The sequence below is a fragment of the Waterburya sp. genome (assembly GCF_058530065.1).
Map to the genome: position 1 here is coordinate 1 of NZ_JBZNBU010000092.1, position 10,778 is coordinate 10,778.

Below are 10,778 nucleotides of genomic sequence, written 5' to 3' on the forward strand. Positions count from 1 at the left end.
GCTTCCCGTACATTTTACGGTTCGGTAATCCGCATATTCTTTGGTTAACTTGTGTTAGTCATTTTTGTATCCAACTGAACGATAGTCATACCCTTCTAGTTGCTAGAAGCTCCTACTACCAACGAATCGCACTATTTCCACTACTGAAGATAATCGTCGGGCTTATCACGAACTAATTTTAACTGCTCTTAATTTGAATAATAATTAAACTATTCCGCCGTTGCGATAAAACAGCCATAATACCGAACCAACCAAAATCAAACAAAATATACCCGCAATTCCAGCAAGAGGTTGCTGATTTAACCCTGTTAACCAAGAATTTTCTTTTTTGTAGGTTAACAAATTTGCCGAATCAATACAGGTTAAACCACAAATCCAACCTGCGTGCAAACCAATCGCCAAATTCAAATGGTTACTATCGACTATTCTTGCTCCTACTAAAATTATTCCCATTAAACATAAACCAGGTATCTGCGGTATGGTTTTTTTTCTTTCCCAAACTAAATGCAGCAAGGCAAATATCAGACTGGAGATCGCCGCAGCATCTAAATTAGTATAGTCTTCAAGCAATATAGTGAAAATGTAACCGCGAAATATTACTTCTTCAATCGCGCTAATAAATAAACTTAATAATAGAATTGGTAAAAAAGAACGAATTAATTCTGATAAATTAGACCAGTGCCAATCTACTAAATTAAACCAAGATTCTAAAAGGAAAATGATAATTAAACTAATCAGACTTAAACATAGACCTGATAGTATAGAAATAAAGACATGGGAGTGAAAAACCAATCCTAAACTGGCAAAAGGCAAACTTGCTGTTTTCATCCCCCAGCTAAGTACTAGCGGGCTAAGGATATACAAAGATCCTAATAAAATTAGCTTTTGTTTTGGTGTTAAAATTCGATCTGGCTGCCAATCAATTGACCGAGATATGAGAACGGCGATCGGTAACCAGATGATAGCCCAAACTCCGAAAAATCTAGCTACTTTTATCAAGGATGTATCCAACATCTTAAAATATTTTAGGTAACAGTAGATCGCCCTCGCAATCGACGGCGATTCGATCCAGAAATATTATTTAATAACGATTAATTTTCTGCTGCTCCGTTTTCTTCACCATCAATTTGTTTGAGATGAATGTGCTTGTAACCTAGTTTGATTTCAAACTTATCACCCTCTTTCAAATTCATTGCTTGAGTGTAGGTAGATCCAATTACAATTTGACCGTTTTTATGAACGCTTACTCGATAAGTCGGTTCGCGTCCGCGACCATCTTTTGTGCCTTCTGGATCTAGAGGAACACCTTTGGCAGCAAGGACTGCATCGTAAAAGTCTGTTAAATTAACGCGAATTTGTTTATCTTTAGTGGTTGTAAAATAACCGCATTTTTTTGCGGTTTCTCGTCTAGGTAAATGGGATAGCTCTTTTACTTTTTGAAGTAAAGCTTTTCCCGTTAATGGAACTGTAGCTGTGTCGCTCATACTGTTTTTATTTTCCTCCAACTTTTATCTTATTAGAAAAATAATATTTTACTATTCAATTCTAATAGACATTATAAGAAATATACCGTTTTTTCTCTCAAATGTCACAATTGTTCGACGATAATTTGTTTTTTTTTAATATGTTCTGAGTTTCATTTTAGATTATTTAGTCTGATGTAACCAAATATTGTTTCGATTCAAGATTATTTTCAGGTTAGTTTTTCAACAAGATTTAGGCTTATGGTTATTTAAAATAATATCTAAATCGAGATTATCTCTGAGAGATATTGACTTTTGTTATTTTAAAATGCTCGTTGGTAATTTTAATAAATTAAGTATTTTTTAGCAATTTTGAAGAAAATAAAAAAACGACGAGATTAATCGTCGCGATCAAGTAGGATAAATAGACTGTATTTTAGTTTATTTTTTAATTTCTCTGATTTGACGAACTTTACAGGGACTGCCCCAAGCTACTTTTCCTTCAGAGATATGGCGAAATACAGTACTTCTTGCCCCAATAACAGTATTAGCACCGAGCGCCACTCCAGGAGCAATAAAGCAATCGCTAGCAACCCAAACCCCATTACCAATTGAAATGGGAGCGGTAATCAAACCAAAAGCAGAATCCGCAAGATCGTGACTGCCAGTGCAAAGATAAGATTTCTGCGAAATAACACAATGACAGCCAATCTTAATTTTATCTACGCTGTAAAAAACCACATCATCTCCAATCCAACTAAAATCGTCGATCGCCACTTTCCAAGGATAGATAAATCTAGCACTAGGACGAATGACTACCCCTCGACCAATTTTTGCTCCAAATAATCTTAGCAGCCAAATCCGAAAACCATTAAAGTTATGCAAACTTAGTGGGAAAAAAACTCCTTGCAAAAACCACCATAAGATTACTACCCATTTAGGTCTGCCAAAATTATGTTGGGATGGATTATATTGCCTCAGATCTACCCAAGATTTTGCGTCTAAAATCGGCATCGATTCAACCGAATTGTTGGTATTAGAAGTCATCTTTCAATTTTTCAATCGGACAACAAAGACTAACACAACTAAGACAGTCAGACGAGTAATTCTGTCTAGGATAGGCACTATAGAGACCCAATCAATAATTATGTCCGAAGCTATGAGATCTGTACTTCAAACATTGCTAAACTTTAAATACTGATAAGCAAAATTAAGCTAGTAGTGATTAATTACTCTTATCAAAAATATTGGATTTAATTATACTCATTTTGTTTTGCTTGCTACATCATTTCCCAAAAATACAAGCTATCAATGAAACTGGGAAATGAGACAACAATCTAAACTGAAATTTTATCGAGTAATCTTGATTAATATCGATTCGCAAAAGTTAATATTAGTATATAATTGCTGACAAATTAATTTTACGTACCTAAAAATTACTACTTTTCCCAGACGGTTTATAAAAAGCGGTATTTATTTTTTATCCCTCAAAATATTCACTATGAACACAACCCAAACTAAGCAGACATCTAAACCCCATGTAGTTATTGTGGGTGGTGGTTTTGGCGGACTGTATGCAGCAAAATCTCTCAAAGATGCTCCCGTAAAAGTAACTTTAATTGACAAGCGGAATTTTCACCTTTTCCAGCCCTTATTGTATCAAGTAGCAACAGGTACTTTGTCTCCTGCAGATATTGCTTCACCACTGCGCGTAGTTTTGAGCAAACACAAAAATACCCAAGTACTACTAGACAAAGTAACAGATATCGACCCCGAAGCCAAAAAAGTTTTCTTAGAAGACCGAGAAGAATTAGACTACGATGCTTTGATTGTAGCAACGGGCGTTAGCCATCACTATTTTGGTAACGATCAGTGGCAAGATGATGCGCCAGGATTAAAAACAGTCGAAGATGCTTTAGAAATGCGCCGTCGGATCTTTATGGCATTTGAAGCAGCAGAAAAAGAACCAGATCCCCAAAAACGCAAAGCATTATTGACTTTTGTGGTTGTAGGTGGAGGTCCAACAGGAGTAGAATTAGCTGGTGCGATCGCAGAAATTGCTCATCAGTCTGTTAAAGACGATTTTCGCGATATCGATACTACCCAAGCAAAAGTATTATTGTTCGAGGGTATGAATCGAATTTTGCCTCCTTATCCCGAACAATGTTCTGCTGACGCTCAAAAAGCCCTAGAAGATTTGGGGGTAGAAGTACAAACTCAAACTTTAGTAACCAACATTGAAAATAAATCCGTTACCTATCGTCAGGGAGATGAAACTAAGACAATCGATGCTCATACAATTTTATGGGCTGCGGGAGTTAGAGCTTCCTTTATGGGTAGAGTACTAGCAGAACGCACTGGTGCAGAATTAGATCGTGCGGGTAGAGTAATTGTCGAGCCAAACTTAAGTATCAAAAACTATGGCGATATCTTTGTAATTGGTGATTTGGCTAATTTCCCCCACCAAGGAGAGCGTCCTTTGCCTGGAGTTGCTCCCGTAGCTATGAAGGAAGGAGAATATGTTGCCAACTTAATTGTCAAACGCCTTCAAGGAAAAGAAGTCGAACAATTTACTTATAAAGATATTGGCAGTATGGCGGTAATTGGTCAAAACAAAGCCGTTGCTAATCTAAACTTTGCCAAACTATCTGGGTTTGTCGCTTGGATTATTTGGATTTTCGCTCACATTTATTATTTAATTGAATTTGATAATAAATTGGTAGTAATGATTCAATGGGCGTGGAACTACATTACTTTAGGTAGAGGTGCGCGCTTAATTACCGAAAAACCAGCCTTGCAATTGGAAATCGAGCCTCCTAAGAAAACAGAAAAAACTGCTCCTCAATCAAAAGAGCCAGTATCAGTTTAAAGGATGAGGGATGTTTACAAGAAATTGTCTGTAAATAAAAAATAAAGCTAATTACTTTGGGTAGCAGGGTAGTGGAGCAGAGAGATAGAGGAGTAAAATTTCATCTTCTTTATCTCCACCACTTTGTTTATTTTTAATTTTTGTTTGACAAACACTCTCTAAGGAGCGGGATTCATACTAGATTATTCAATCTAAGTTAATACTTAGCTGGTACAAAATTTTGAGTTTCCATGGGCGGACGCTCGTATTCGATATCTTTTTGACGGGGAGGTAATTCGATTTTTTTAGGCGGTAAATCTTCGTAAGGTACTTTACTCAAAAAATGATTGATAAAGTTAAGTCTCGCTCTTTTTTTGTCGTCTGCATCAACCACATTCCAGGGGGATTCGGGAATATCAGTAGCAGCAAACATATCATCTTTTGCCCGAGAATATTCTACCCATTTTTCCCTGGCTTTTAAATCCATCGGACTAATTTTCCAGCGTTTGGTTGGATCTTTGATGCGATCTTGAAAACGTTTTTCTTGTTCTTTATCGCTTACGGAAAACCAATATTTCAGCAAAATTATGCCCGAACGCTGAATCATAATTTCAAATTGTGGGCAAGAGCGCATAAACTCATTGTATTCTTCATAGGTGCAAAAACCCATGACTTTTTCGACTCCCGCTCGATTGTACCAACTGCGATCAAAAAGGGCTATTTCTCCTGATGCGGGGAGATGGGGCACATATCTTTGAAAATACCATTGAGTTTTTTCGCGATCGCTTGGAGTTCCCAAAGCTACAACTTTACATACCCGAGGATTCAAGCATTCACTAACTCGTTTGATTGCACCGCCTTTTCCTGCTGCATCTCTTCCTTCAAAGATAACCACAATCTTTAAACCTTTATACTGTACCCATCTTTGTAATTTGACTAATTCTATTTGTAGCTTGGCTAATTCTTTTTCGTAGACTTTTTTGCTTAGTTTGTTGGTTTTTTGTCCTTGTTCTTTAAGCTCTGTTTTTTCTTTACCATGAGATTTTTTTTTACCCATAATTAATTTGTACCAAAGATTATTTTGAGTAAATAGGAAATATTTACAATTAAGTTCCTGTAAATTTTATCCCTTTAAAACTCTTAAACCCTTAAGTGATAGTCTTTTGAAATAGAACATAAAATATCTTTGTGAATTTAACTATTTCTAAGTCTTAGATGACTCTAAAGATAATAAAAATCTCTCGATGGCACGGAGGTAAGAATATTCTCCCGAACGATAAATCCGAAAATGTTCCCCTTCAGGGATATAAAACAGTGTTTTTGGTTCGGGGGCAGCATAGTATAGAGAGCGACTCATTTTGTAGCTAACTATAGGATCGTTCGTGCCATGTAAAAAAAGAACGGGAACTGCCAGCGAACGCACTTTTGCTAAAGAATTAAAACGCTGAGTTAAAATTAGGTTCAAAGGAAAGATTCTCAAGCCAGGACGAAACCTTTTTATTTGTTCGGGCATCGACGTAAAAGAGCTTTGAACGATCAAGGCAGCAGCATTATTTTGTTTGACCGCAAGATCGATCCCGACTGCGCCTCCCAAAGATTCTCCATAAATAATGATGTTTTGAGGGACAATTTTTTTATCTTGAGTTAAATACTGCCAAGCTGCTTGACTGTCTTGATAAAGTCGAGACTCGTTAGGCAATTTTCCTTCACTCAAGCCATAACCGCGATAATCTATAGCCAAAACCGAAAATCCTAGCTGTTGCAATCCTTTAATTCTAGACAAACTACTATAGTGGGTCTTACTGCCACCGCGACCACAAAGATAAAGAACTGTTTTGGGTGTGGTTACAATGTTGATGGGTTCGTCAGGGAGAGTAACGATAGGTTCTTGTTTGCTGGGCGCGTCAAACCACCAGCCATGAATCCGAGCTTTAGACTGGGGGACATCGATCCAAATATCTTGATGATTTAATTGAAAGTCTGAATCTCTGGGAGCGACAGTTACACTATGAGGACTTTGCTGATAAATAAGATAATCTTGCCGAAAATAAAGAAATAGACAAATTAAAAGATAAACAGCTACTCCTATAGTTAAAGCAAAGAACGCTATTTTAGATAAATGGCGATTGCTTTTGCGTTTGTAATATCCTTCATAAATGCGATTCCGTTCCAAAAACCTCATTTTCTCTTCCCTTCCACCATTCGCCTAATTTGAGTAAATCTGACTGGATATCTTCTAATTCTTCAAGATATTCTTGAGGAGAAACCGTATTTTTTCTTTCTTGGAGCTTTTTAAGCCTCAACTGTACCAATAACCAAGGCTTAGATATTCCATCTGTAGCTTCGATATACTGAGCTAATTCTTTGCTATTCATTAATGAGGATAGTTTTATATAATGTTTTCTTATCTATCCTTTAAAGATAACTCATTTACCTTCTAATAGAGTATCTAAATTTCAGTTGAGAAAACAATACACAATTTTGCTTAATTCCCTCCCTTTGATTTACAAGCAAACCCTATTAAGTCAGCCTTTTGGCGTAAGTAAGCTTAATCTACTGATGAGAAAATAATGACCTAAATCGAATTAAATGTATTCAAATCTTCAATAAACAATAAACAAAGTTAAAGATGGCAAAATACAACTAATGATAGATTTAAAATTTATGTTAGGAAAACAAGACAAAATTTTGCTTGATTCAATTTAGTCATGCAGAATTAATTTAATAGTTAGGGCTGGATAAAAGTTCAATGATTTTTAAATAATTTTGAGATTGCAACTATTTCTTAGACAGAAAGACTAGAACCAGCAGAAATCCTCAAAGTTCTCGATCGCTAAAAACCTAATAGCTACGAATGTTGTAAATTAATGTAAAGTAAACCACATCGGGGTATGTCAGTGACAGCAACTAAACTATTAACGAACAACATTTCATTACCAGCTTTGGGGATTGGTACTTGGTCTTGGGGCGATCGCTTGTTTTGGGGCTATGGCTCTAGTTACGGAGAAGCAGAAGTCCAGCAAGCTTTTGAAGCTGCGATCGCAAAAGGGGCGACTTTTTTCGATACTGCCGAAGTATATGGTTTGGGAGAATCAGAAAGACTACTGGGAAAATTTATCAAGCAAACTAACCAACCAGTACAGATCGCCACCAAATATTTTCCTTTACCTTGGAGATGGGATAAAAAAGCAGTAACCGATACTTTAACTGATAGTCTCAAAAGACTCGATCTAGAACAAATAGATCTATATCAAGTGCATATGCCCTTTGACTTTTTTATGGGTCAATCTACCTTAATGGAAGCGTTGGCAGATGAAGTAAAACGAGGTCGCATTCTCACTGTGGGAGTTAGCAACTATTCAGCTACCCAAATGCAGCAAGCTAAGGAACTCCTGGCAAAATATGATGTTCCTTTAGCTGTTAATCAAGTTCGTTATTCTCTATTAACTAGAAACATCGAACGTAATGGCATCTTAACCACTGCTCGCGATCTGGGAGTGACCATTTTGGCTTATAGCCCTTTAGACCAAGGTCTTTTAACAGGCAAATATACCCCTGAAGATCGAGAAAAAGTCGTAGGTGCGAGAAAACTAGATCCCAAATTTTCAGCTAGTGGTTTAAAAAAAATAAAACCAATTATCGATCGCTTGCAACAACTAGGAGAGAAGTATCAAAAAACCGTAGCTCAAGTAGCTCTTAATTGGTTAATAGCCCAAGAAAATGTAATTCCTATTCCTGGAGCGAAAACCCCTCGACAAGCAGCAGAAAATGCAGGGGCGATGGGCTGGAATTTGAGTACTGAAGATGTGGAACAACTTAGTTCTCTAAGTTCTAATTCTTAAATAATATCGATAAAGATTTTCTTGAAGAAGAAGTAAATCAAACTATTACCGATAAAATATAAGTAATACAATTATCACATCACGCCCAATCTAAGTAAAGTAAAGTTCAAGACATAACCAAACCAAGATTTAGGCTAATTTCAAATATATTATCTTTAAATAAATTTAGGAAAATCTATGACAGCGACATTTTGTGAATATAAGCCAGGCTTAGAAGGTATTCCTGCGACAAAATCTAGTATTAGTTTTGTTGATGGTCAGAAAGGTATTCTCGAATATAGAGGAATTGCCCTCGAAGAACTAACTAAAAAAGGTAGTTTTTTAGAGACGGCATACTTACTAATTTGGAACAAATTACCTAGCGAACAACAGCTCAAAGAATTCCAAAACGATATTCTCCACCATCGTCGTATTAAATATCGCATTCGGGACATGATGAAGTGTTGTCCCGAAACGGGACATCCCATGGATGCCTTGCAAACCTCTGCCGCAGCTTTGGGCTTATTTTATTCTCGTCGCGCTTTAGACGATCCTGAATATATTAGAAAAGCTGTAGTGCGTATTTTGGCAAAAATTCCGACCATGGTGGCTGCGTTTCACCAGATGCGTCGCGGAAACGATGCAATTAAACCTAACGATAATCTCGATTATGCAGCTAATTTTTTATATATGCTGACAGAAAGAGAACCCCATCCCTTAGAAGCTAAAATATTTGATGTTTGTTTGACTCTCCATGCAGAACATACCATCAATGCTTCTACTTTTTCAGCCATGGTAACTGCTTCTACTTTGACCGATCCCTATGCAGTGGTAGCCTCGGCGGTTGGCACTTTAGCAGGGCCGTTGCACGGAGGAGCGAACGAGGAAGTATTATCGATGTTGGAAGATATTGCCTCAGTTGACAACGTCGAACCTTATGTTGAAAATTTAATAGCTAACAAGCGAAAAATCATGGGATTCGGACACCGAGTATATAAAGTGAAAGATCCTAGAGCTAAAATCTTGCAAAAGTTAGCGGAAGAACTATTCAGCGAAACAGGAAGCGATCTCTATTATGATATTGCTTTAGAATTAGAAAGAGTTATCGAAGGTAAACTAGGATATAAGGGCATCTATCCCAATGTTGATTTTTATTCTGGATTAGTCTATCGGAAGTTAGGCATTCCTAGCGATTTATTCACTCCCATATTTGCGATCGCTCGCGTAGCTGGTTGGCTGGCACATTGGAAGGAACAACTAGCTGTAAATCGTATTTTTCGTCCAACTCAGATCTACACTGGCGAGCATAATTCCCCCTACATTCCTATGGAAGAAAGATAGAGATAAAAGGTAGTGGGTAGTGAGTAGTGTAGAGACGTTCCATGGAACGTCCGTACGAGTAGTGAGTAGTGAGTAGTAGCACCTAGTCCTCCCATTCGTCCCCCCATACGAGGGCAAGCCGTCAGGGCGGGATAATAAGAGTAAACCGTCAAGCGGGATAATATCTCCTACTCTCCCAAATGTGTAACTGAAAGAACTGTATATTAACCCCATTAGGAGCTTCAACCACGATCGCCCTAGCACTTTCCAAATCATAGCTAGATATTTCCACTGGTTCAGATAACATCTCGATCTTGTTAGCTTGTAATTTTTGAATTAAAGCTGATAGATCGTCCACCGCAAAGGCGATCGCAAATAAGCCAAGATGGGGAGGCTTGGCAATATTAGCCAAAGACTTACCTTTAACCGAACATTGAATAAATTCCAATGCAGCATTTTTACTTCCAGTTTGATTGATAAATGCCATCCTCGATTCTGTACCTGGAGGAAAGTTCAGAATATTGTCAATCATTCCCGATGGTAATACTTTGTCGAAAACTTTGTTTAGTCCCAGGATATCTACATAGAACTTAGTCACTTCTTCGATGTCTTCTACCACTTGAGAAGTATCCAGCATAATGCCAAAATCCCCTTCAAATTCTGGTATTGGTTCGCTTACCCGTTCGATTAAGGCGATCGCCGTTTCATTAGGAGCAACCAGAATTGCTTCTTTGACAGTCACGGGAACCCAACTGGGGGTATAGGTAATGGGGGGACAGATAAATTGATAGCCTTTTTGTTTCAGTCTGGCATATGCCGCATCTACATTTTTGGCTCGCAGGGCAATGGTAAATAAACCATAGTCTGTTGTATTGCCTCCAGGACGAATATATTGTTCCGATCGCGGTTGGAATTGAATTAATTCTAGTAAGGTTGTCTGTTCGTCATTTTTGAGACAAACTGCCTTACCTGTTGTTTCTGGTGATAAGTTCCATAGCTGCTCGACAGTATTAGTATCCAGAAAATATTCGCCAACTACGGTCATTTGCAAAATATCCCGATAGAATTCCACCGATTCAGGCAGATCCTTAACGCTAATCAGAATTCGTGCAATTCCATTTTTAATCATTTTTCCATTTCCCGACATCTACCAGCATAATTATTCTAATGTTGTTAGTCCAATCTCATCGGGATGAACAATTGTCAGTTCTCTAATTTTGGTAAAATGTTTTGCCAAGTAAACTTTTTCACTCGCTCGAGGCTTTTCCGACTTAGTTTCTTCCTTTTGTTCTCATTTGAAAGTAAGTCTCGTATCGCATAAATCAA

10 protein-coding genes are annotated in these 10,778 nt (G+C 37.5%); 3 read left to right on the top strand and 7 right to left on the bottom strand.

Annotation, left to right across the window (positions count from 1 at the left end; genetic code table 11):
• Window positions 1-204: 204 nt before the first annotated feature.
• The 3 genes from AC33VI_RS06065 to hpsU form a co-directional block, all read right to left on the bottom strand.
• Window positions 205-1,014, bottom strand: a complete 810-nt coding sequence (locus AC33VI_RS06065; protein WP_491781372.1) for a CPBP family intramembrane glutamic endopeptidase — start codon at window positions 1,012-1,014, stop codon at window positions 205-207.
• 77 nt (window positions 1,015-1,091) lie between these two features.
• Window positions 1,092-1,484, bottom strand: coding sequence for an AbrB family transcriptional regulator (locus AC33VI_RS06070; RefSeq protein WP_491781373.1), 393 nt, complete (start codon window positions 1,482-1,484; stop codon window positions 1,092-1,094).
• Between the two features lie 420 nt (window positions 1,485-1,904).
• Window positions 1,905-2,510, bottom strand: a complete 606-nt coding sequence (gene hpsU, locus AC33VI_RS06075) for a hormogonium polysaccharide biosynthesis acetyltransferase HpsU (protein ID WP_491781374.1) — start codon at window positions 2,508-2,510, stop codon at window positions 1,905-1,907.
• Between the two features lie 454 nt (window positions 2,511-2,964).
• On the opposite strand from hpsU, the gene AC33VI_RS06080 reads away from it, so the two are divergent.
• Window positions 2,965-4,332 carry an NAD(P)/FAD-dependent oxidoreductase gene (locus AC33VI_RS06080; protein ID WP_491781375.1) on the top strand — a complete coding sequence of 456 codons (1,368 nt, stop codon included), beginning with the start codon at window positions 2,965-2,967 and terminating at the stop codon, window positions 4,330-4,332.
• Between the two features lie 196 nt (window positions 4,333-4,528).
• Here the strand turns inward: AC33VI_RS06080 and ppk2 are convergent, their stop codons facing one another.
• From ppk2 to AC33VI_RS06095, 3 genes are all read right to left on the bottom strand, one after another.
• Window positions 4,529-5,368 (bottom strand): polyphosphate kinase 2, encoded by an 840-nt coding sequence (ppk2, locus tag AC33VI_RS06085; protein ID WP_491781376.1) that lies wholly within the window; start codon window positions 5,366-5,368, stop codon window positions 4,529-4,531.
• A gap of 147 nt (window positions 5,369-5,515) precedes the next feature.
• Window positions 5,516-6,493 carry an alpha/beta hydrolase gene (locus AC33VI_RS06090; RefSeq protein ID WP_491781377.1) on the bottom strand — a complete coding sequence of 326 codons (978 nt, stop codon included), beginning with the start codon at window positions 6,491-6,493 and terminating at the stop codon, window positions 5,516-5,518.
• Window positions 6,462-6,686, bottom strand: coding sequence for a hypothetical protein (locus AC33VI_RS06095; protein WP_491781378.1), 225 nt, complete (start codon window positions 6,684-6,686; stop codon window positions 6,462-6,464). Before AC33VI_RS06095 ends, AC33VI_RS06090 begins: the two co-directional genes overlap by 32 nt.
• Before the next feature lie 516 nt (window positions 6,687-7,202).
• On the opposite strand from AC33VI_RS06095, the gene AC33VI_RS06100 reads away from it, so the two are divergent.
• Window positions 7,203-8,153: an aldo/keto reductase gene (locus AC33VI_RS06100; protein WP_491781379.1), complete on the top strand. Its 951-nt coding sequence runs from the start codon at window positions 7,203-7,205 to the stop codon at window positions 8,151-8,153.
• 177 nt (window positions 8,154-8,330) lie between these two features.
• Window positions 8,331-9,473 (top strand): citrate synthase, encoded by a 1,143-nt coding sequence (locus AC33VI_RS06105; protein ID WP_491781380.1) that lies wholly within the window; start codon window positions 8,331-8,333, stop codon window positions 9,471-9,473.
• Window positions 9,474-9,621: 148 nt separating this feature from the next.
• Here AC33VI_RS06105 and AC33VI_RS06110 read toward each other — a convergent pair whose 3' ends face one another.
• Window positions 9,622-10,581 carry a VOC family protein gene (locus AC33VI_RS06110; RefSeq protein WP_491781381.1) on the bottom strand — a complete coding sequence of 320 codons (960 nt, stop codon included), beginning with the start codon at window positions 10,579-10,581 and terminating at the stop codon, window positions 9,622-9,624.
• Window positions 10,582-10,778 lie beyond the last annotated feature (197 nt).

Excerpts from the sequence above, each read along its gene's own strand:
- AC33VI_RS06065 (WP_491781372.1), bottom strand. The coding sequence starts at position 1,014 with ATGTTGGATACATCCTTGATAAAAGTAGCTAGATTTTTCGGAGTTTGG.
- AC33VI_RS06070 (WP_491781373.1), bottom strand. The coding sequence starts at position 1,484 with ATGAGCGACACAGCTACAGTTCCATTAACGGGAAAAGCTTTACTTCAA.
- hpsU (WP_491781374.1), bottom strand. The coding sequence starts at position 2,510 with ATGACTTCTAATACCAACAATTCGGTTGAATCGATGCCGATTTTAGAC.
- AC33VI_RS06080 (WP_491781375.1), top strand. The coding sequence starts at position 2,965 with ATGAACACAACCCAAACTAAGCAGACATCTAAACCCCATGTAGTTATT.
- ppk2 (WP_491781376.1), bottom strand. The coding sequence starts at position 5,368 with ATGGGTAAAAAAAAATCTCATGGTAAAGAAAAAACAGAGCTTAAAGAA.
- AC33VI_RS06090 (WP_491781377.1), bottom strand. The coding sequence starts at position 6,493 with ATGAGGTTTTTGGAACGGAATCGCATTTATGAAGGATATTACAAACGC.
- AC33VI_RS06095 (WP_491781378.1), bottom strand. The coding sequence starts at position 6,686 with ATGAATAGCAAAGAATTAGCTCAGTATATCGAAGCTACAGATGGAATA.
- AC33VI_RS06100 (WP_491781379.1), top strand. The coding sequence starts at position 7,203 with ATGTCAGTGACAGCAACTAAACTATTAACGAACAACATTTCATTACCA.
- AC33VI_RS06105 (WP_491781380.1), top strand. The coding sequence starts at position 8,331 with ATGACAGCGACATTTTGTGAATATAAGCCAGGCTTAGAAGGTATTCCT.
- AC33VI_RS06110 (WP_491781381.1), bottom strand. The coding sequence starts at position 10,581 with ATGATTAAAAATGGAATTGCACGAATTCTGATTAGCGTTAAGGATCTG.